The organism is Pseudoalteromonas sp. meg-B1 (assembly GCF_003173795.1).
Taxonomy (GTDB): Bacteria; Pseudomonadota; Gammaproteobacteria; order Enterobacterales; family Alteromonadaceae; genus Pseudoalteromonas; species Pseudoalteromonas undina.
The window spans coordinates 41,174-63,014 of record NZ_QGQU01000006.1 but is presented as its reverse complement, the minus strand read 5'-3'; the positions used below and the strand labels follow the sequence as shown (position 1 = coordinate 63,014).

Below are 21,841 nucleotides of genomic sequence, written 5' to 3'. Positions count from 1 at the left end.
TTCCGCCCTACTCATTTACTTGCTACATTGCTCATATCGGTGACGGTAGATATGAAACTAAAAAAGCCCTTACGGGCTTTTTTTATGTCTGTAATTTAATGCGTAAGGCTTTAACCTACGCTTTAAAAATTAACGGCGGTTTTTTCGTGCACGTGCTCGGCGTTGTTTTTTCTCTTCTTCTTTGGCTTGCTTTTTAGCCTCTGCAGCAGCGCGCAATCCAGCCACCATTATTTCTTCCTCTTCACGCATGGCAGGTGTTTCCATGGTGATACGGCCAATAATACCATCTCGTAATTCATTAATTAGAATTTCTGACATTTTATACGTATCGATTTGGTTACCACCGCGAATACAGCCGCGTTTTTTACCCGCCATTTCAACAAACTCCCAATCACTTTCTGGTAGCTCATCTAACTTATAACGTGCTTTTAAAAGCTCAGGATAAGCATGCAATAAATACTCAGCGGTGTAACTTGCTACTTCTTCGTACTCAATAGCGGTATCACGTATCGCACCGGTTGCGCCTAAACGATAACCTGAGTTTTCGTTTTCTACTTTTGGCCACAGCATCCCTGGCGTATCGTAAAGCATAATGCCATCATCAAGCTTAATGCGTTGCTGCGCCTTAGTTACTGCAGGCTCGTTACCTGTTTTAGCCACTATACGCCCAGCAAGCACATTAATAAGCGTAGATTTACCTACGTTTGGAATACCCATAATCATGGCTTTAATTTGCTTATCTGCACCGACTTTATGTGGCACTAACTTTTTACATAGCTCATTAATTCGATGCACTTCAGCCGCTTTATCGTTACCAAATGCAATAGCTTTTACGCCATTTTCTTGCTCAAAGTAATCCTTCCACGCTTGAGTCATTTTAGGGTCAGCTAAATCGGCTTTATTCAAAATTTTGATGACCGGTTTACCTTCACGCAGGGTAGCCACCATCGGGTTTTCGCTACTGTAAGGAATGCGCGCATCTAGCACTTCAATGATCACATCCATTTGTGGCATTATTTCTTTAATTTCATTTCGGGCTTTATTCATGTGCCCAGGGAACCACTGGATAGCCATTTTTAACTCCTAACATATAATTTGTAGCTATTTTAACTGGCAATTCATTTAATTGCGCTATACTGGCGCAAATTTTTTCAGATTAGATATTATGGCTCTCAAATCTACCATTATTAAAGCGCAACTATCGCTTAGCGATATGGACCGTCACGTATACCAAGACTTTAATTTAACCTTGGCACAACACCCTTCAGAAACTGAGCAGCGCTTGATGATCCGCTTACTAGCGTTTGCACTTAATAGCTGTGATGGATTAGAGTTTACTAAAGGTTTATGTGCTGATGATGAGCCGGAGCTTTGGCATGTCAATTACAGCGAAGAAATAGAGCTGTGGATTGAGCTGGGGTTACCAGATGAAAAGCGCCTTAAAAAAGCCTGTAATAAAGCTAAAAAAGTAGTTTTATATACCTATGGCGAGAATAACCAAGCTATTTGGTGGCAAAAGCATCAGCCTAAATTGTACGAGTTTAAAAACTTAAGCATTTTTAGCCTTGATTATGCTGCTACTCAGTTATTAGCTGCGTTGGTTGATCGTAATATTAAATTGGCTATTACCATTCAAGATGGTGAAGTTTGGGTTAATACCGACACCACTAACATTGAGATAAAACCTCAGCAATTAATGTAATTAGAATAGGTTATACCAATTGCATTAAATTAGTTATCCATTATAGCGACAAAGAAATAAGTCGATAACAAGGCGAAAATGATGACATATAGTTGCTCTATATAAATAATTTTTAACGCAGGTAGCGGATTATTTAATACGCTAGAATGATCATGTTTTTAATAAAATTGGTATTTGGGGGCGTATGAAAGTTAAACGCGTTATTGTTTTACATGGCTTGTATATGTCTGGCTTGGTTATGCGCCCGTTATGTTCGCGTCTAGAAGAGTCGGGGGTTAAAGTTTTAAACTTAACCTACAATACTCGAGACCCTAATCGAGATGCTATTTTTACACAAATAGATGAGTTTATTAGCAATGAGCCTTCTGCTTTAGTCTGCCACTCTATGGGAGGCTTAGTTGCCCGCGCCTACTTAGAAGCAAACTCAGCGCCAAGTCACCATGTTGAAAAGGTGATCACCTTAGGTACGCCACATACTGGCAGTCATATTGCTGAGAAAATGCAACAAAAAGGGTTTGAGCTATTATTAAAAAATAGTGTTGAATTTTTACTCTCAAAAAATGGTGATTGGCCTTTTAAAGCCAAGCTATACAGCATTGCCGGCGACTTACCGATTGGTTTAATGCCACTCATTGTAAAAGGCAGCCGCTCTGATGGCACCGTATTACTAGATGAAACCAAGCTCAAAGGTATGGCCGAACACAAGGTGTTTCATTTAAGCCATACCAGTATGATTTACTCTCGCCAAGTCGTTAATTATATTCTTGAGCGCTTGAACGAGGACATTTAGTCCTCAGCTGCAACGGCCACTTTATAGCTGATCAAAAATATAATACCTAACACCAGCGGCATGGGTGCAGCGATATAACCAAAGGTATCAGAGTTTGCAAAACTCGCACCCGCTAAGTGCGCAACTAATCCAACAACAAACGCGACCAAAGCAATACCAATAACGATGAGTTCAGCTTTATTCTCTTTACGTGTTTTAGCTTCCATTATTTCTCTCCGCATCTAATCAAGTAGCCCCTTAACTTAATAAAGTACTCTCTATCAAGTTGGGTTATATTGATTATGCGCTTTACTTGTGCGCGTTTTTTGACCTAAATCAATAAATAAAATAAGTCTGTGCTGAGCCTTTCAAAAGCTTGTTTTAGATCATATTTTATACTCAGCAAAGCACTAAATTTTCTGCTCATGGTAGTATTTCTATAAACACAACCCATATCTATTGAACAGCGTTAACTAACTTATTTATAAGATCACAGGTAAGGTGATAGCTTTTAGCTATGGCATCAATATGTATAAACGATTTTATTCATAGACGATTATGAGCAATACTTATTTCAATGAACAATATTTAAAAAATTCATAAAAACGGTTATTTAAGGAGCAAGGTATGTCGCAAGTAAATGCAATTGGTTTAAACAGTACAAAAAGTGAAGATATTATTAAGTCACTGAATACGCTTTTAAGCAGCTATCAAATTCAATATATGAATGCCCGCGGTTTTCACTGGAACATTAAAGGCCGAAACTTTTTTGAATTACATTTAAAGTTTGAAGAAATTTATAACTTACTACTATTAAAAGTAGATGAAATCGCAGAACGTATTTTAACGCTTGATGGTGCACCGCTACATGCGTTTTCAGATTACTTAGAAGTAAGTGAAATTAAAGAAGCAAAAGGGATCAGTGATGGCGTTACCGCAGTAGAGAACTTACTTGCCGGATACAGCAGCTTAATTAAAATGCAGCGCGATATTCTTGCACAAGCCGCTGAAGCGGATGATGAAGGTACCGCATCATTAATGAGTGATTACATTAAAGAGCAAGAAAAGCTAGTGTGGATGTTAAAAGCCTACCTAGATTAAGTTATTTTAAAAATAGAAAGCCTCAGTCATTACTGAGGCTTTTTTGTGATAATCATATACTGGCTATGACAAAGCGATAAAAAAGGCCATTTCTAGCGCTTTTTCTTCTAAGCTCTTAAAGCGACCCGATGCCCCACCATGCCCTGCATCCATGTCGGTTTTAAACACTAAAATATTATCATCGGTTTTATATTCACGCATTTTAGCCACCCATTTCATTGGTTCCCAATACTGTACTTGTGAGTCATGCAAGCCGGTTGTCACCAATATATTGGGGTAGTGTTGCGCACTAATATTGTCGTACGGTGAATACGCTTCAATAATCTCGTAAAAATGGGGGTCGTTTGGGTTACCCCATTCATCATACTCATTTGTTGTAAGCGGAATGCTTTCATCTAACATGGTGGTGAGCACATCTAAAAATGGCACATGGCAGCCCACTCCACAGTAAAGTTCAGGCGCTTGATTTACCACAGCTCCCATTAATAACCCCCCAGCACTGCCACCAGAGGCAAACACTTTACTTTTGTTGCCGTACCCTTGCTCAGTGAGCGCTTTGGTTACATCTATAAAGTCATTAAAGCTATTTTGTTTATGCTGTTTTTTACCATGTTCGTACCATGAACGCCCTAGCATTTCACTACCACGCACATGCGCAATTGCATAAACAAAACCACGGTCGAGTAAACTCAGTGATGTACTTGAAAAGCTTGGATCTATGGTGATCCCATACGCGCCATAGCCATATTGAAATAACGGATTTGAACCATCTTGTTTAAAACTATCTTTACGATAAACCAACGACACCGGTACTTTTATCCCATCACGAGCGCTGACCATGAGTCGCTCTGACTGATAGTCTCCTGCGTTAAAATCACCAAGTACTTTTTGTTGTTTAAGTAAGGTTTTTTCACCGGTGGTTAAATCAACATTATAAAGCGAGCCGGGAGTCGTTAAGCTCGAATAGTAAATGCGTGCATGAGCTACATTTGGCTCTGGGTTCATGGCAATAGCAGCGTAATAACAAGGATCATCAAACTCAAGGTTCATTCGCTCGGCGTTTTGATTAACCACAACAAAGCGTGCTTGGCCTTGTTCGCGCTCGCTAAGCACTAAAAAGTCGTTAAATAGTTCAACGCCTTCTAATAATACAGTTTCACGATGAGGGGTATGTGTTTGCCACTGGTTTTTATCAGCAATGGTATTGCTTGTCGCGGTCATTAATCTAAAGTTTTTAGCCTGCCAGTTAGTCACTATATAAAAAGTATCACCGAGCTTATCAATATCAAATTCATGGCCCTCTTCACGCGGCATTAAAGCAGTAAATTCGCCATGGGGTTGATTGGCATCAAGTATCCACATGTCGTTAGTTTCTGTGCTTGCTAAATCGATAATAATTAAGCTTTCATCACGACTTTTACCCAACCCCATAAAAAAGCTACTGTCTTGCTCTTCATATACCAACACATCTTGGTGTTGCTCGGTCCCTAGCTCATGTCTAAAAACTTGATAACCCAATAAGGTTTTTAAATCCTTTTTTACATAAAATACGGTTTGATTGTCGTTCGCCCAAACAACCTGCCCCTCGGTATTTTCAAGTACATCGTCGAGCATTTTATCGTTGTTTAAATCTTTAAAGCGAACAGTGTAAATACGTCTGCCGTCGGTATCCTCAGAGTATGCCATTAATTGCTCACTGGGGCTCAGCGCCACTTCCCCTAGCTCATAAAACTCATAGCCGTTAGCAAGTTCATTCACATCAAGTAGCAACACTTTATTAGCCATTGCCATACTGCTACTGCGATAATGGCGTGCATATTCATCATCTCCGCGAACCTCTGAGTGATACCAATACTGGCCGTCTTTTACCGGTACAGTATTATCATCTTTTACAATACGGCCTTTAAGCTCTTCAAATAATGCACTTTGTAATGGCTTAATAGGGGCTAATTGCTCATCACAATAAGCGTTTTCTTGTGCTAAATGCGCGAGTATTTCGACACTTTTTCGTTCATCATCGCGCATCCAATAATAATCATCACTGCGTGTTTTTGAGTGAGTTGTAAGCGCATAAGGTTGCTTTTTAGCAATAGGAAAATTAGGCAATAAGCTTAAAGAATAATCAGAAGAAGACACAAAAAAACCGCTTAAAAAATAACAATGGCGTCCAGTTTATCATAAAAATAAAAAAGCCCACTCATAGTTGAGTGGGCTAAAGCGGTATAAATTCGATAACTAAAAACTACGTGAATTTTATTGTTGTCGTTATACCTAAGGGAAGTTGATTTACTGTATTTGCTGCCAAGCCATAGTCCAGCTCTCGCCAACGCCAGGCTCAAACATAGTGTTATGCTCATCTACACGGCAAAATTCGCTAAATGGCCATGCCTTACACTGGTATATATGCCCAGTTTTTGGCTGTAATACTTTGGTGCCCGCACTATACATATCGCCATTTTGAGGATAAATTGCGTCGTATCCAAGGCTATTTACAGCAATTAATTTTTTATTTTTTTCAGCGCGATTAAAATGGACCACCGCGCTACAAATACCACTGCTTTCAAGTGCAAATATTTTGTTATGTCGATACGCAACAACCAATCCTTGCTCTGTCATTCTGCCAGCGCACACCAGTGGAATATGCATATTAATATGCTCAACTACCAGTAAACTCCAAGCATGGGGTTCCCCCTGTTCAGGGGAAAGTATTTCATAATCAAACGCTAGCTGAGTTAATTCGCCATGCTCATCGTAAAAGCTCACACTAACCGTATCACCAACAAATAGCTGGCTATACTGATCCAGCCCAAGACAACCAATAGTTAACCATTCTCCACACGTTAATGATGAATGTATAAACACTGCAACACCTTAAAGAGTCAAACGTCTCGCCCATATCATATGGCTTACAACAGGCAAACTAGCTCGTAGGCTAATATGCGTTAACCAACATCAACCATTGTAATCAGCAACGTCACAACAATCAAACAAAAGAATGTAACTGAAGTTTAAAAACAATACTTAAGTATAGAATCATAAAAATAAAAAAAGCCAACCGCTTTAACGGTTAGCTTTTTTATTTAACTGCATGATATGTGTGATGTTAACTTACACTCACCTTTTTACTTGCGAACGGGCGTTTAATTAGAGCGCCTATATCGGTTAAAATAATATACAAACACGGTACCAAAATAAGGGTGATCAGTGTTGCAAACATAACCGCAAAACCAAGTGCTACCGCCATAGGTATTACAAACTTAGCTTGTAGACTGGTTTCAAACATAATCGGTAATACGCCGGCAAAGGTAGTAATTGAGGTAAGTAGTATCGGCCTAAAGCGTGCACAGCCTGCCTCAATAACCGCATCTTTTATACTAATACCAGCACGACGCGCCTGATTAATAAAATCAGTCATAACTAATGAGTCATTAATAACAACCCCTGCTGCGGCAATTAAACCAAAGCCCGACATTAAGCTAATATCTAAGCCAAACCAAAAATGCCCCCATATTGCCCCCGTTAGACTAAATGGAATAACCGACATTACAATTAATGGTTGTGAGTAACTTTTTAGCGGCACGGCCAGTAATATATAAACTAAAATCATACCACCAGCAAAAAACAGTAACTGCTCATCGGCTTGTGCCTGCTGCTCTTCAATTGCGCCACCTAGTTCTGACTTAACGCTCGGATATTCGTCCAACAATTGTGGTAGTAGATTTTCTTTTACTTGCTTAACCACTTCGCCTGGCTCAATTACTTCTTCGTCTATGTTGCCATACACATAAACAGTACGATAACCGCCTTCACGACGAATATAACTAATACCAGGGGTTTCAGTTAGCTCAACCACATCTCCCAGCAGCACTTCCCTACCTTGTGGCGTGGTGATAACCGCGTGTTTAAGCGATGAAAACGCTTCACGGGTAAGTTTAGGGTAACGTACCATCACCCGCACTTCTTCACCGCGGCGAATAACACGTTGCGCCTCGCCACCATAAAAACTCGCACCGACTTGATTTGCAATTGAGGCCAAATCTAACCCTAAGTCAAAAGCGACTGGTTTTAAGCTCATTTGTACTTCTTTGCTAGCAGGGTCAATGGTAGAGCTTATGTCGAATAAGCCTTCTTGTTGCTGCAATAATCCAATAAAGCGACGCCCGGCTTCATTCAATGTATCAATGTCAGAGCCATACAGTAAATAGCCGAACTCACCTCCACTACCGCCGCCTCCACCGCCAACATCATCCTGAATAGTTAGCGATTTAACACCCGCAATATTTGGCATAGCTTCACGCCAGCGGCGCGAAAGCTCAAAGGCATTATAAGGGCGTAAATCTTCATCAACCAATGGCGCTAGTAGTTGCGCCTCTGTACGACCTTGATTAAATACCAATACATCGCGAATCATTTTTTGCCCTTCTTCGCGCGCTGTTTGCTTATCTATTTCAAGTACCATGGCTTCGATTTGGCGAATAGCATTAATCGTTTGGATGTCTGATACGTTATCGTTCATCTCAAGATTAATTTGCGGGAAGTCATGCGGCACTTTAGGTGATGGGATCATTCTCACCTGATTAGACGATATTAACGCAAAGGTAAAAATTAATAGCGCAACAAAACTAAATAGCACCGTCCAACGCCACTTTATACAAGTAACAATAAACTGCCTATACGGCCCATTTACAAAACCAAAAAAGCGCTTATTAAAGCGCGCTCGCCAACCGTCAGGGTTAATAGGAGAAAAGTGAGTATGCGCAATGTGTGCCGGTAATATCAGCTTAGATTCAATCAAGCTAAATATTAGGCATAAAATTACCACCACTGAAATACCTATAAAAAAGGAACTTTCAGGGCCGCTTGAAAGCGTAAATGGTGCAAATACCGCAATGGTTGTTAGTACACCAAAGGTGGCAGGGGTTGCCACTCGTTTGGCGCCATTAACCACATTAACAACTCCACCGCCTTTTTTTTCTATTTCGGTGTAGGCACTTTCACCTATGACAATGGCATCGTCCACCACAATCCCCAGCACCATAATAAAGGCAAATAAAGACACAATATTAATCGTGATACCAAATAATGGCATCAGCATCATCGCACCTAAAAAGCACACTGGTAAACCAATCATTACCCACAGTGCAAGCTTAAAGCGTAAAAATAACGAAAGCATAAGGGCAACTAAAATTGCACCTTGCAGCAAATTAGCTTTCATCATATCTAAGCGTGCATTTAGGTAATAAGTAAAGTCCATTAGTGGTTCTATACGAACACCCAATGGCAGTTCTTTATTTTTTTTATCAATATACGCTTTAACTGAATCGGCCACCGGAATAATATTTTGATCTTCGGTGGCTTTTACCGACAAATAAACCGCGTTTTCGCCATTAAATTTAAAGTAACGCTCACCTTCAACAAACTGATCTTTGATGGTAGCAATATCTTGTAGCAACACTTTGGCACCGTTCGCGCCAATTTTTACCGGAATTTGCCTAAACTCTTCACCAGAATAAAACTGATTTTCTACTCGAACCGAAATAACACCAGCATCAGTTTTTAGTTGTCCCGCCGAAAAATTAGCCGAATAACGACGTACCGCGTTCGCTACATCCGATAAGGTTAAATTATATTGGCGAAGTGTGTCGGGCTCTATTTCTATGGCAATTTCATCCAGTGGCACATCATTTACCACTAAAGATACATTCGATAACTGCAATAATTCATCTTCAACCTGATTTGCGATTGGCTTAAGTTCATTTAGCGGTAGGTCGGCAACGAGCGTCATACCAATTACATCTTGGCGAAACTCTATTTGGCTAATGGTAACCGGCTCCATTCCCGCTGGAAAAGTTGCAATACCATCTACTCGCAGCTTGACCTTATCGAGAACGTCGGTGAGCTCTGCGTCAGTATTAATTTCAAGGCTGGCAGAACCACCATTACGAAAAGCGCGATACACCCCTTTTTTTATCTCAGTTATATCTTTTAACGACTCTTCAATTTTTATTAAGATGCTTTCTTCAATTTCCTGTGGCGACGCCCCAGGGTAATTTGCATTTACAGTAATATAGTTAACTTCTATATTGGGGAACATTTGTCGCTGAATAGTAAAATAGCTTATAAGCCCCATGACAATAATAAAAAACATCATCAAATTGGCAGCAACAGAGTTGTTAGCAAAATAAGCAATTAACCCTGTTTGTTTGGTTGTATTGGGCTGTTCTGTGTTATTCATAACTCACCCTACCTTAAAGTTTTTCAGTGGATGCGTTTTCTGCTGCATCTGTACTTTTAGTCTCTGTTAAACCGGCTATTTTTACTGCCATTCCTTTTTGTGGATATTCCGGCAAGGTAGTAACAAGCTTGTCGTTGGCTTCTAAGCCATCACTGATATAGAAGTATTCACCTTCTTCACGAATTACTTTCACCTTACGCGGCTCTAACTGTTGCTCATCATTGACTACCCACACGGTTTGGTTATTTACTAACTCTTGCGGTAAACGATAAATATTATTGAGCATAGTGCCAGCAAAGTTTACTTGTACATAAGTGCCAAATTTAATTGCAGGCTGCTGATTAGTAAGCCCATAAGGATCTTCAATTCTTACTACTAAACTGCTCATGCGAGTCGCGTTATCAACAATCCCTAAATCGCGGTCTATTACTGCTTGGCGAGTAAACCCATTTAATCCTGTTTTAATAACCGTTGCAGTTACCCCTTTAACACGCTCAGGTAAAAACACACTGTCAAAGCCAGCGATCGGAATAATCACTTCAGCGGTTTCAATATTATTCAGCTCGGCAACTTGAGCGCCCATAGTGACAAACTGACCAACACCTACATTACGACTCACCACTAGTGCATCGTATGGTGCGCTCACTTCACAATTATCTAAATCGCGTTGTGCCCTTTTCAATGCAGCTTGGGCCGATTTAACCGATGCCTGCGCACTCAACACTTGTGGTTTACGTAAAAATAAATCGGTACGCGCTTTATTTGGGAAACGTTTTGCTTCGTCTTCTGCTACTTTAGCTTGCGCTTGCTCTTCAATTAACATCGCTTGCGCGCGGGCAAGTTCAGCCTCGGCTTGCAGTACTGCTGCTTCGTAGTTATCTTTTTCAATTGTAAATAAGATTTCGCCACGACCCACGACCCCACCGGCCACAAAGCTTGGATGCCAGCTAACTACCTCACCGGATACTTGCGCTGAAAGCTGGGTATTTTCTAGCGGCTGCACTTCACCATAACTATTAATGATAACTTGATGATTGTTAGCGGAAACAGCTTCAACCTGCACCGTTGGACGAGTGTCTATGACTTCTTTTTTATCTGACTCTTTTGCAATCGCATTAATTGCAGCAAAACCAACCACACCTAATGTTAATGCTACGAACGGAAAAATCCACCTAAGTACATTACCTTGCATCTGTTTATTACTCCCAAATTACTATTAACACCATGATACCAAAGCTTAATGAAACATTAACGTGACATTTGTAAGCAACTGTTACAAAAAAGTATAGGTTAGGTCTTATGCAGTGAAGTATAAATCAATAAAAACCCTCACTGAGTCGCTTATAAATGTATTGTTACAAATTTTTACCATTATAAATCATAAAGCTAATCACTTTGAGGTAGTATTTAGGAACGATACTGTACGAAATAGCATGACAAACCGTACAGTAAAATTACATTAACAACGACAAAAGACAAATTATGAAATTAACCACACTTACCTTGGCGCTTAGTATAGCGCTTGGCAGTAGCTATACTGTTGCTGCAGAAAAAAAAGAAGAAAAAAAGCCACAAACATTAAGTGAAATGATTAAAGGCCAAACCGAATTTGCTGGCATTTTTAATCTTTACCAAGATGAAAAAACCGGTGACCACCTAATGGTAATTAACGAGTCACAGCTCGATACCCCTTTTGTTTATTTTGCACACACCGTTGATGGTGCGACTGATGCGGGTCATTTTCGTGGCGCGTACCGTGAAACAAAGTTAATTGAATTTAGAAAGTACTTTGATCGTATCGATATTGTTAGTAAAACCCCGCGTTACTTATTTAACGAAAATAGCGCGCTAGCTAAAGCCAGCGAGGCAAACATTAGCGAAGCGGTACTTGCAAGTATAAAAATAGAAAAGCAAGAAGAAGGTAAAATAGCCTTTAATGTTAACAAGCTATTTTTAAGTGAAGCACTGCATAAAGTATCACCAACGCCTAATCCGAACGATAAAAATGCTAAAAAGCGTTTTAAAGTAGGTAAATTAGATGATAAAAAATCACGTATCATCAAACAGCGTCCTTACCCTAACAATCTAGATGTGGTGGTTGACTATGTATTTACTAATAGTAGCCCAACCGTTCGAGGCTCAGGTGCGATAAGCGATCCACGAAGCGTGTCAGTAAAAGTTCAGCACTCATTTGTAGCTTTACCTGATAATAGCTACCAATCTCGTTTTGATGATGCGCGCATTGGTTATTTCACTAATCAGTTTGATAAAATGACATCAACTGACTGGGCACCATACCAAGATGTAATAAAGCGCTGGGACCTACAAAAGAAAGATCCAAACGCAGCACTTTCAGAGCCAGTAAAGCCGATTACCTGGTGGATAGAAAATACTACGCCTGTTGAGTGGCGAGATACAGTTCGTAACGCCGTACTTGCTTGGAATAGCTCATTTGAAAAGGCAGGCTTTAAAAATGCAATAGAAGTAAAAGTACAACCTGATGATGCCGATTGGGATGCCGGCGATATTAACTATAATGTACTGCGTTGGACTTCATCGCCTAAGCCACCTTTTGGTGGATATGGACCAGCATTAGCTAACCCTCTAACCGGTGAAATTTTAGGCTCAGACATTATGCTTGAGTTTGTATTTATGAAAAACCGCTGGATATACGATACGCTTTATACTCAAGGCACTATGAGCCATACACAACCAGGAAGCAACACTGAGCTTAATTGTTCTTTAGGTCATGAGTTACAACAAAACCTAATACTTGCAAAAGGCTTAGCAAATGGTGCTAATATTGAAGATACTGAAATGTTACGCCAAGGCTTAACTCAGTTGGTTTTACATGAAGTAGGGCATACTTTAGGTCTTAATCACAACATGAAATCTTCTATTTTGTGGGATGAGAAAGAAGTTCACGACAAAAGTAAAACTCAAGGTATAGTGACCGGCTCAGTAATGGACTATGCGCCAGCAAATATAGCGCCAACGGGTGTAACTCAAGGCGATATCTTCCAAACTAAACCCGGTCCATACGATGATTGGGCAATAAACTACGGCTACAGCGCAGCTCTTAAAGATGAAGCAGCAGAACAAGCTCGTCTTGATAAAATACTCGCTCGCTCAAGCGAACATGCACTGGCCTTTGGTAACGATGCCGACGATATGCGTGCACCAGGTCGCCATATAGACCCTCGCGTGATGATTGGCGATTTATCGTCTAACCCTGCAGCTTATGGTGCAGATAGAATGGCACTGATCAATACACTATTTTCTGAACTTAAAGACAAAGCTACAGTAAAAGGCGAGTCTTACCAACAGCTTGTTACTTCTGCTAACAGCCTATTTGGCCAATACCGTGCGCAGGCAGGTGTGGTATCTCGTCAAATTGGAGGGGTTTATGTAGAGCGTGCCGTAGTGGGCGATGAAAATGCAGCAAAGCCTTTTACACCGGTGCCACTTGAGCGTCAAACTCAAGCAATGGCTATTTTAGCTGAGTATGTGTTTGCTCCAAATGTACTGCAAAGTATGCAGCCTTTGTATAACTTTATGCAGCAACAGCGTCGTGGGTTTAATCATTACGGTAAAAACGAAGACCCTAAACCGCATAAAATGATTTTAGGCATGCAAAAAGGTGTATTAGCGCAACTACTGCATCCTGCTGTGTTACTGCGTATTTCAGATACCGCTTTATATGGTAATGAATACAGCCTTACGCAATTTATGGGGGATTTAACTGCAAGTATTTTTGTTGATAGTAAAAATGCTAATTCGATCAGTCATAATTTACAGATTGAATACGTAAATCAGCTTATTGCAATTGCAGGCTTAAAAAAAGCAAGTAAATACGATAACTTAGCAAAAACAGCTGCGCTATATCAGCTAACTCAAATAGCCGATCAAGATGTTGCATGGGGTGCAGACACCGCAACCAAAGCACATAAAAAGTATATCGATCGCTTAATTAGCAAAGCGCTAGAAGCGTAAATAACAGTGAGTAAACCAAGGCCACGTTTTACGTGGCCTTTTTTACACTAATTCAAAGGTAAATAGTACCTTTTAGGTACCTTACGGCATGACCCGTCAATGTTACTGTTGTATCACCCACTTCACAGTAAAGCTTCCCGCCTCGTTGTGAGGCCTGATAAGCACTTAAAGAGTTTTTGCCAAATTGTTCTGCCCAATAAGGGGCAAGCCCGGTATGAATTGAGCCGGTCACAAAATCTTCATCACCACCACTGGCAGGCCAAAAATAACGAGAAATAAAGTCATACTCAACACTCGGTGCTGTTGCAACCACATCTAATGGGGCTAATTTTTTTAGTTGTTCATTGGTTGTTTTCAGATCTACAACCTGCTGCTCATTACCATAAATAGCAAAATAAGCTTGGCGGTTTTTCAGCACTTTAACAGGTTGTATAGACAGGCCAGCTAATAATGCATCAGGGATAAGCTGAACCTCTTCAGGGGCTTGTTTAGGAAAGGTCATAGCAAAGCTGCCATCGTTATTTTTATTAACAATCAGTTTGCCCACCGCCTCTGCGCTAAAGCGCACCTGCGATATACTATGTTGCTCACAAAGCACATAGGCCGCCGCTAAAGTAGCATGGCCGCAAAAATCAATCTCCATTAATGGCGAAAACCAACGTATCGCAAAGCTTCCATCTGCCGACTGACAAGTAAAAGCGGTTTCAGACACGTTGTTTTCCGAAGCGATATTCAGCATAAGATCATCACTAAGCCAAGACTCTAGTGGGATCACGGCAGCATAATTACCTTTAAACAGTTCACTGCTGAACGCATCGATTTGATGGATAGTTAATTTCATAGTGGGCACTTTTTATTTATTGGTTACTCAAAGTGCCACAAATGAAATTAACGGTCACTATAATTTTATGCCAACACAGGACGTACGCGATAATACTGCATACACGCAAATTGCAGCGCATTAGTTAGCAATATCATAATAAACATTAATATATGCGAAGTACTTTGCACTGGCATGGCTAGCTCTGCAAACAAGCCACAGATACCTGCTATAAATTGCAAACTAAAATAGCGCGCACTAAGGTTACTAATATTCCCTGTTCGCAGTGTTTTATAGGTTTGTGGCATAACCCGTACTGAACTCATAATTAAGCCCACATAGGTTAAGCCATTTAGCACAGTGGCGGTATCTAGGTTAGGGTTTAACAGCAACAAAAAAGGTAATAACGAAAAGCTAAGCATGCCAAGTAACTGCAGCTTCTGACGTTTAGCGGCATTATAACGTGCAAAAAAGTATAAAATTAAACCACTTAATAAACCTGTCGCAAAAAACGGCAAGGCAATATAAAAACGAGCAAAATAAAGATTGTAGCTAATAAAGTACACACTTTGCGCTAAACCAAATGTCATCATTAGCAGTGATACACCCGATACACTGCGGTTTTTAATAATTTTATTAAGTAACGGTAAAAAACTAAAAACCAAAATAAACACTGATAAAATAGGCAAATAATACGCCAAAGCAAACCTCGCTCGTTACATTGTTGTTAATAAAAAGGAAGAAATAAAACATTTTTTAAACATTTGTTTTTAAAGGCTTTATTTTTGTGCGCGCATTGTAGAGCTGGCTAGGTTTTATACAAGCTTCACACCTACTTTAGTTTCCTCCTGTGGCAACTTGAGTATACAAAAACCGTTGCTATAACTTCACAGTCTCACTATTTTATAATTGCAACACAAATGATAACTGTTATCATGCGCATATCTAAAAATTAACATGCAAGCTTAAGTAATGAGAAAAACACTGTTTAAAGTTCATAGTTGGTTGGCGCTAATTGCCATTATTCCGTTAATTGTTATTAGCATTACCGGCAGTGTTTTAGTGTTTAAAAGTGAAATTGATGGCTTACTGATGCCTGACAAACACTTTGTGGTACAGCAGCAAGCTGCTCGCTTACCTATGGACTCATTAATAGATAAAGCCGAAGCAGCCTTTCCTGAGTATGTAGTAGGAAGCTGGGAGCTTTTTAATAACACCACCGCCGACCGGCTTTATTTGGTTAAGCGTGGCACTGACGATTGGTATAAGTTGCATTTAGACCAATACACCGGAGAGGTTTTATCAGAACCAGTAAGCACAACTCATTATTTTACCGACTGGTTTTTAGAACTCCATTACACCTTTTTACTTAACGACTTAAAAAGCTTACCTGGGCAAACAGGTACCGTATTAGGGTTCTTTTTTGCTTTATTTTTATTAACTCTGGGCATTACAGGCTTAATTATTTACCGTAAATTTTGGCAGCGACTATTTAGCGTACGCTGGCGCGCAACTTTACAAATAGTACTTAGCGACATTCATAAAATGACTGGAGTATTAGGCTCTCCTATCCTTATCGTTTTAGCGATTACCGGTGGTTATTTTAATGGTGCAGTGTGGTATCACGAAGTAATAGAACACGCAGAAGAAGAGCACTACACTATTACAAATAAATTATATAGTGACGACATCTCTTTTGAGCGGATTCTTAATGATAGCAAGCTGCAAATACCCACTTTTAATACAACTTTTTTAGTTTTTCCACGAGAGCCCGATGAAAATATTACTCTTTATGGCGAAGTAAATACCAGTAATCCACTTACCAGTGAATACGCCAATACCATAACTTACAATAAGCAAACAGGTGAACACATGGCTAACTGGGATATTCGAGAGGCTGGTGCTGGTTGGCAAGTAATAGACAGTTTTAGAAAACTACACTTTGGTTATTTTGCTGGGCTTATCAGTAAAATACTATGGTGTATTGTTGGCCTTAGCCCTGTATGGCTCGCTGGTACAGGCTTTTATTTATGGCTTACCCGCCGCAAACGTAAAAAGCATTCACAAAGAAATCGTGTAATGCAGCGAAAAAGCGCTAACGCTTGATAGTATTAATGCTCAGCTAAGTTACTAACTTGAGATAGTAACTTAGCTAAATAAGCTTTTACAATGAATAGTAAAAGCTTAACCATGCGCGCATTTCATCTTCAAAGCTGTTGCCTTCAACACGCGACAGTCCCATATCAAAAGTTAAGTCATTAACGCCCGCAGGACCCATCCCAAAGTTAAAGTTACTTTGGTATTTTAAGCCATAACTTTGTGCATAAACGCTGTTATCTAATTGATGTTGCTTATAGTAAAACCAGGGCATGCCTTCTTTAAAGCTAATGCCACCGCCATAACCTTGATAGCGCTCTGCAGTTGCACTGTAAAAAGGCAATTCAGCAGCAAGCACAAACTCGCTACTTTGTTGCTGATTAATCAGGTTAGAACTAAACCCTCCTAAAGCTAAATTACTATCGTCTCGTTGTTTTTGTTCAAAGCTCACAAACATGGGAATATTAAATGCTTTGCCAAATATTTTTGTTGCTAAGTCATAACCTTGCCAATGACTACTTTGATTTTGTCCCTCATAAATACTGGCATAAATACTCTGCCCTATGGCAAATGCTTGGCGGTCATGTTGCCATTGCTGACTAATACTCAACCGTGTCCAATTTTTATGACCATTTTTATAATCTGTATAGTTATAAGCAAGTTCTGGGGTTAACTGTAATTGACCAAATTTCAATGGGTGGCTTATTGCAGCAAAGCCACCTCGGGCATCAATATCAGCGTTTAAGCTAGGTTGATATTGATGTGATGTATCCAAATTATAATCAAATAGCGCAAGCTTAAACTTTGTATTCAGCGCATTGTATTTTGCTTGTACAAACCCTCCATGTAATGCACCGTCATGCAAATCAATGTTATAACCCGCTTGTAAATCAAGTTGCTTTAATAGGTCGCTACTTTTTATACCTACGCTTAGCAAACTGGTTGACGCTGAATAATACTGTGATCCCAAGGCAAACGTCGCTTGCTGATCAAGTACTGCGTAATCGCTTTGCTCTGCTATCTCATCGGTATATATTTTTGCCGGTGGCAAGGTATGCTTATTTACCATCAACAATGGAGCTTCACTGGTTACAGCGAGATCCGTCACGGCTGCGCGATTTTTTGCTATTGTTAGCGTTTTTACATCAGGGCCATCGGCATTAGTGGAAAAATAAAGTAGTGAGCCATCTTCTGTTTCAATCGGATATGCGAGCGCTTCTTGCCCGTTAGTTAAGCGGGTGAGGGTGTTATTTTTTATATGGTAATTATAAATATCAGTCTTATTATTTAAGCCAGCAACAAAATAGATAGACTCCCCATTTTGACTAAAACTCGGCTGGCTTAAATATTGATACCCATTAGGCATTGGGACTGACTGCCTAGTATCACCGGCCAACTCTTGTATATACAACTGCCAATTTTCGTTTAATGACGCTGATAAATAAGCTAATTTTATTTCATCGGGGCTTAGGGTCGGGTAATCATACGTCGTTTTTAAGCTCTTGGTAAAAAGTGGCGTGATTGTTTGTGTATTAAGGTCGACTTTTACTAATTCAGAATACCCAGCTCTTATTTGCTCACCGTAAAGTGTTTCACCATCGCGGGTAACACTAAAACGACGAATACCAGCCAGTTCAGTGAGTTGTTCGACGTTGCCAGTATCTATGTTATAGCTAAAAATGTCAGACACTTTGTTATAAGTCCCCGACTCCTCACTACTGTAGGCATTAAAATAAAGAGTGTTATTGCCTACCCACTGCGGATTGGCAATACCTGCTCGATTTATTTGATTTAATATTTGTTTTTGTTCGCGCTTAAATACACTTGGCGCAGTATCAGGAATATCCTTAGCATCATCTTCAAGTAATTGCTTTTGTGCTTTAGTAAATTGCTGTTGCGCTTTAGTGTTGTCCTCAGTGCTATAAATTATGAGCTTGGTATTACTTTTTTTATCACGCTCCACTATGGCAATTTTGCTGCCATCACCAGAAAGAGCGGGGTTGCTAGCGTATAAATCAAGCTTTAACCAAAGCTTGCTATTAAGTGGTGACTCGGTTTGCTCTTGTTGCATTGCTTTGTAAGTGAACTCAGCAATAAATCGACGATATAGCTTGGCAGCGCTTTGCCCGAATACACCAGAAAATGCGTCGTCAAAATCTCGAGACTTAACCGCCCGCATACGAACCCATACATTATCGACCAGCTGCTCTGAGTAATTTTGCTCTAGCCAGTATAAAAAACGACTTCCCATTAAATACGCCATGGAGCCCGCCATAAAGCCTTCATCACTATTTAGTTGCCCATAGGTCGGAAGCGCTCCTTGCTGAGCAAACTCCCTGAGTATTGCCTCAGAATAGTTATCAAAGAGTCGCCCTCGGCCTGTCATTTTAGACTCAATTAAGGTGGCGTATCCTTCAGCTACCCAGCGCGGTGTATCGCCATAGGTTAAATCGTAAAGATCCCATACCCCTCTAATTTTTTGTTGCCACTCACTGCGGGTTGGCTGCGCTAAATGCACTAAGTGAATGTACTCATGCAATACTAGTAATTGCTGCCAGCCCGATGAGTTTGAGATTACCGTATCCGATTGTGGTGGCGTAGTAAAAAGCGCCATAACAGGATTATTAGAGGTTGGTAAGGCAAAGCCATTAGCTGCATTTAAAGGATCAAATACCACCACATCGACAATTTTATCAAGCGCACGATTTTGCTGCTCAAGCACTTTAGTACGAACAATCTCCAGCTCCACAGCAGTCGATTTAGCAAAATCAGTATGCTCACTACTAAAGTGTACATTGAAATGCTCGGTATGAATGGTTTGCCAATTAGCAGCGAAGCTTGGTGAGGCAAGTAATAAAGCGGATGCCAGCAGTGTCTGTTTCATAAAATTCCCTAAAATAATTCCTTAATACACCTAGGTTATTATTAAAAGGAAAAAACGGGCAGTAAAAAAGTGTAATAAAGCATGTGCAAATGTGTATTTACACCTGCTTTATTATTTAACCTGAACGCTAATTATTTACAACGGAGGAAATTACATCCAACTACGGGAGTCTGACTCAGCCTGCATGAGCGTAAAATCAATAATAAAGTCAGCATCTTGCTGTTTTAAATACGGAACATACGCGCCACCTGCAGCAAGTTGTATATACAGGCTTCTTAAGCCAGAGCGACGCATAAAAAAGGTACTCACACTGCGAGCGCTTTGTGCTTTGTACAGCTCAAATACCCGGTAATGTACGCCAATCATACCTTTGCGTACCACCATATAAAAACGCCCATCTTGTTGATGAAGATAATACCCATAACGTTTATAAGACAAAAATACTAACGTAGCTAATACCAAAAATAATGCTAACGGAATTAATACATTAAGTTGCATAAAGCTAATTAAAAACCCAGAAGCAACACTCGGTAGCAAGGCATAAAACACCATATTTTTATATAACAATGCCCTTTCTACCGCCTTGAATGCCAGCTTTTTACTGTCAAACCATGGGTAAATCCACTGACACACATTATCAACTTGCTCCTGCGTGAGCACAGGTAACACTAAGGTTTGTTTATTCTTTTTCGCCATACTTGCAGCGCCACCACTGCTGGCTTGCAAACACTCAACAGTAAAACGTTTCAATAGCCTAGCAATTAGGTTTTGCTTAATAACTATAGATTGCACTTTATCTAAACTAATTGATAGTTGATGGCGTTCTAACAGCCCTGCAATACGTTTAAATTTTTTATTTTTAAAATAAAGCTGATAATTATAGAACCGAATGAGCGACATAGTCACCGATAAAAACACCGCTATAAATACCAATACAAAAATCAAAGTAATTACTGCGAATACCGCTGCATTAGCCATCATACCCAGCTCTTGCTGATAAAAACCCTCTATTTTTGTTATAAACTGCTGCTCTAAAAAATCGATTGCCACATTCATAAAAGGGGCAATAGCGGCAAGCGCTAAAATGGCCATGTTCGACATTAAACCAAACTTAGCTATTTCTTTATTTGAAATGAATAAACTATTTTCGTCCTGCTCTTCAATATGAGACTGCGCTGTGTCAGCTACTTCTGCTGATGGTTGCTGCTGTGCTTTGTAGTCAAATACTTGTTTGCGCATTTGCTGGGCATAACCGCTGGTTACTCCCGGCAATACCGCTTCTTGGGCAACACTGCCGGCAGCATCAAAAATGCAATTAACTAAACCTACTGGAGTAAAATAAAAGGGCTCAGCTATGTTTACATTTTGCACCCTAGAAAACTTTAAGGTGAGTCGCTCTTTTTTAAATACGCCTTTATTTAGTAAAATTTCATGCTCGTCAGTAATACAAAAACGAAAACTACGGTAATACAAAAAACAATAAGCAAGCAATGAAGTCAAAGCAATCGCGAGCGCAACTTGCCCCCAAAATAGTTTATTTTCTACCTGGGTAACAAATACCACTAACACAGGCAGTAAATTAAATAAGCCGTCTTTGACGAACCGCACACTAAAGTGCATCACAAAATAAGCCAGTGCCCAGGGCGACACTTTTTGCCAATTAAGTGAAGGTGGAGTCATTTGCGTAGCATCAACACTCACTGGCAGTAGCCTCGCTTGTGGTATCATCGTGGCGATAGCTTTGTACAAATTGACGAATATTTTTGCACTTTTCGTGGGTCAGGCCGCTAATTTGTAAATCAGCACTCATACCACCTGCGCTGTAAAGCCGTAAACTGGCTAAACCCAGTTTTCGCTCTATTGGCCCACGATGTATTTCAATATGCTGCACTCGTGCTAACGGCAAAATAGTTACCTGTTGCCAAATAATACCCTTTTTAAACGCTATATCGTGGGTACGTAATGCACTACCTTGTAGTTTAATACTGAACACGCTGTATAACATACAAAGTAAAATTAATAGCGGAACAGCAACCAATAAGTAACCTTGCGCCATGGCTGCAAAATCTGTATTGAAATAACAAACAGCCGCTAGCACTAAGCAAAAAGGGATAAAAAATAACAACCAATTCAACTGTGCATGCAATAATGCTTTATCGGCAAGCGGTTCAAACTCTATGCTTTGATGTTGCGGTAGTTCGGTTATTTGTTGATTAGTAAACACACTTTGCTCCATTGGA

The 21,841-nt window shown here is 40.0% G+C and carries 16 protein-coding genes; 5 read left to right on the top strand and 11 right to left on the bottom strand.

Annotation, left to right across the window (positions count from 1 at the left end; genetic code table 11):
- Positions 1-129: 129 nt before the first annotated feature.
- On the bottom strand, positions 130-1,074 hold the full coding sequence (gene ylqF, locus DK924_RS16840; RefSeq protein ID WP_109875729.1) for a ribosome biogenesis GTPase YlqF: 945 nt from the start codon (positions 1,072-1,074) through the stop codon (positions 130-132).
- 91 nt (positions 1,075-1,165) lie between these two features.
- On the opposite strand from ylqF, the gene DK924_RS16835 reads away from it, so the two are divergent.
- On the top strand, positions 1,166-1,702 hold the full coding sequence (locus DK924_RS16835) for a YaeQ family protein (protein WP_008112865.1): 537 nt from the start codon (positions 1,166-1,168) through the stop codon (positions 1,700-1,702).
- A gap of 184 nt (positions 1,703-1,886) precedes the next feature.
- Positions 1,887-2,492, top strand: a complete 606-nt coding sequence (locus DK924_RS16830) for an alpha/beta hydrolase (RefSeq protein WP_010392243.1) — start codon at positions 1,887-1,889, stop codon at positions 2,490-2,492.
- On the opposite strand, the gene DK924_RS16825 is transcribed toward DK924_RS16830, so the two are convergent.
- Positions 2,489-2,698: a hypothetical protein gene (locus tag DK924_RS16825; RefSeq protein WP_109875728.1), complete on the bottom strand. Its 210-nt coding sequence runs from the start codon at positions 2,696-2,698 to the stop codon at positions 2,489-2,491. The genes DK924_RS16830 and DK924_RS16825 overlap by 4 nt on opposite strands.
- Before the next feature lie 400 nt (positions 2,699-3,098).
- On the opposite strand from DK924_RS16825, the gene DK924_RS16820 reads away from it, so the two are divergent.
- Entirely contained in the window at positions 3,099-3,572 is a 474-nt protein-coding gene (locus DK924_RS16820) for a Dps family protein (protein ID WP_008112861.1), read from the top strand.
- A gap of 63 nt (positions 3,573-3,635) precedes the next feature.
- Here the strand turns inward: DK924_RS16820 and DK924_RS16815 are convergent, their stop codons facing one another.
- The 4 genes from DK924_RS16815 to DK924_RS16800 all read right to left on the bottom strand — a co-directional run bounded on the left by DK924_RS16815 (position 3,636) and on the right by DK924_RS16800 (position 10,999).
- Entirely contained in the window at positions 3,636-5,708 is a 2,073-nt protein-coding gene (locus DK924_RS16815) for a S9 family peptidase (RefSeq protein ID WP_109875727.1), read from the bottom strand.
- A gap of 150 nt (positions 5,709-5,858) precedes the next feature.
- The gene (locus DK924_RS16810; RefSeq protein WP_054202702.1) at positions 5,859-6,434 is read right to left on the bottom strand and encodes a hypothetical protein; all 576 of its coding nucleotides are present in this window, start codon (positions 6,432-6,434) and stop codon (positions 5,859-5,861) included.
- Between the two features lie 241 nt (positions 6,435-6,675).
- Positions 6,676-9,807 carry an efflux RND transporter permease subunit gene (locus DK924_RS16805; protein ID WP_010392236.1) on the bottom strand — a complete coding sequence of 1,044 codons (3,132 nt, stop codon included), beginning with the start codon at positions 9,805-9,807 and terminating at the stop codon, positions 6,676-6,678.
- A gap of 13 nt (positions 9,808-9,820) precedes the next feature.
- A complete protein-coding gene (locus DK924_RS16800; protein WP_010392234.1) occupies positions 9,821-10,999 on the bottom strand; it encodes an efflux RND transporter periplasmic adaptor subunit in 1,179 nt (392 codons plus the stop codon).
- A gap of 290 nt (positions 11,000-11,289) precedes the next feature.
- On the opposite strand from DK924_RS16800, the gene DK924_RS16795 reads away from it, so the two are divergent.
- Positions 11,290-13,800 (top strand): zinc-dependent metalloprotease, encoded by a 2,511-nt coding sequence (locus DK924_RS16795; RefSeq protein WP_109875726.1) that lies wholly within the window; start codon positions 11,290-11,292, stop codon positions 13,798-13,800.
- A gap of 52 nt (positions 13,801-13,852) precedes the next feature.
- Here the strand turns inward: DK924_RS16795 and DK924_RS16790 are convergent, their stop codons facing one another.
- Entirely contained in the window at positions 13,853-14,641 is a 789-nt protein-coding gene (locus tag DK924_RS16790) for a PhzF family phenazine biosynthesis protein (RefSeq protein WP_109875725.1), read from the bottom strand.
- Positions 14,642-14,706: 65 nt separating this feature from the next.
- A complete protein-coding gene (locus DK924_RS16785) occupies positions 14,707-15,321 on the bottom strand; it encodes a PQ-loop domain-containing transporter (RefSeq protein WP_010392228.1) in 615 nt (204 codons plus the stop codon).
- Positions 15,322-15,592: 271 nt separating this feature from the next.
- On the opposite strand from DK924_RS16785, the gene DK924_RS16780 reads away from it, so the two are divergent.
- Positions 15,593-16,726, top strand: a complete 1,134-nt coding sequence (locus DK924_RS16780; protein ID WP_109875724.1) for a PepSY domain-containing protein — start codon at positions 15,593-15,595, stop codon at positions 16,724-16,726.
- 58 nt (positions 16,727-16,784) lie between these two features.
- Here the strand turns inward: DK924_RS16780 and DK924_RS16775 are convergent, their stop codons facing one another.
- The 3 genes from DK924_RS16775 to DK924_RS16765 all read right to left on the bottom strand — a co-directional run bounded on the left by DK924_RS16775 (position 16,785) and on the right by DK924_RS16765 (position 21,837).
- Positions 16,785-19,601 carry a PD40 domain-containing protein gene (locus DK924_RS16775; RefSeq protein WP_109875723.1) on the bottom strand — a complete coding sequence of 939 codons (2,817 nt, stop codon included), beginning with the start codon at positions 19,599-19,601 and terminating at the stop codon, positions 16,785-16,787.
- 150 nt (positions 19,602-19,751) lie between these two features.
- Complete coding sequence (locus DK924_RS16770) at positions 19,752-21,281, bottom strand: PH domain-containing protein (RefSeq protein ID WP_375231859.1); 1,530 nt, start codon at positions 21,279-21,281, stop codon at positions 19,752-19,754.
- Between the two features lie 10 nt (positions 21,282-21,291).
- On the bottom strand, positions 21,292-21,837 hold the full coding sequence (locus DK924_RS16765) for a PH domain-containing protein (protein WP_109875721.1): 546 nt from the start codon (positions 21,835-21,837) through the stop codon (positions 21,292-21,294).
- Positions 21,838-21,841 lie beyond the last annotated feature (4 nt).

Excerpts from the sequence above, each read along its gene's own strand:
- DK924_RS16800 (WP_010392234.1), bottom strand. The coding sequence starts at position 10,999 with ATGCAAGGTAATGTACTTAGGTGGATTTTTCCGTTCGTAGCATTAACA.
- DK924_RS16780 (WP_109875724.1), top strand. The coding sequence starts at position 15,593 with ATGAGAAAAACACTGTTTAAAGTTCATAGTTGGTTGGCGCTAATTGCC.
- DK924_RS16805 (WP_010392236.1), bottom strand. The coding sequence starts at position 9,807 with ATGAATAACACAGAACAGCCCAATACAACCAAACAAACAGGGTTAATT.
- DK924_RS16830 (WP_010392243.1), top strand. The coding sequence starts at position 1,887 with ATGAAAGTTAAACGCGTTATTGTTTTACATGGCTTGTATATGTCTGGC.
- DK924_RS16765 (WP_109875721.1), bottom strand. The coding sequence starts at position 21,837 with ATGGAGCAAAGTGTGTTTACTAATCAACAAATAACCGAACTACCGCAA.
- DK924_RS16795 (WP_109875726.1), top strand. The coding sequence starts at position 11,290 with ATGAAATTAACCACACTTACCTTGGCGCTTAGTATAGCGCTTGGCAGT.
- DK924_RS16790 (WP_109875725.1), bottom strand. The coding sequence starts at position 14,641 with ATGAAATTAACTATCCATCAAATCGATGCGTTCAGCAGTGAACTGTTT.
- DK924_RS16825 (WP_109875728.1), bottom strand. The coding sequence starts at position 2,698 with ATGGAAGCTAAAACACGTAAAGAGAATAAAGCTGAACTCATCGTTATT.
- DK924_RS16835 (WP_008112865.1), top strand. The coding sequence starts at position 1,166 with ATGGCTCTCAAATCTACCATTATTAAAGCGCAACTATCGCTTAGCGAT.
- ylqF (WP_109875729.1), bottom strand. The coding sequence starts at position 1,074 with ATGGCTATCCAGTGGTTCCCTGGGCACATGAATAAAGCCCGAAATGAA.
- DK924_RS16820 (WP_008112861.1), top strand. The coding sequence starts at position 3,099 with ATGTCGCAAGTAAATGCAATTGGTTTAAACAGTACAAAAAGTGAAGAT.
- DK924_RS16775 (WP_109875723.1), bottom strand. The coding sequence starts at position 19,601 with ATGAAACAGACACTGCTGGCATCCGCTTTATTACTTGCCTCACCAAGC.
- DK924_RS16770 (WP_375231859.1), bottom strand. The coding sequence starts at position 21,281 with ATGACTCCACCTTCACTTAATTGGCAAAAAGTGTCGCCCTGGGCACTG.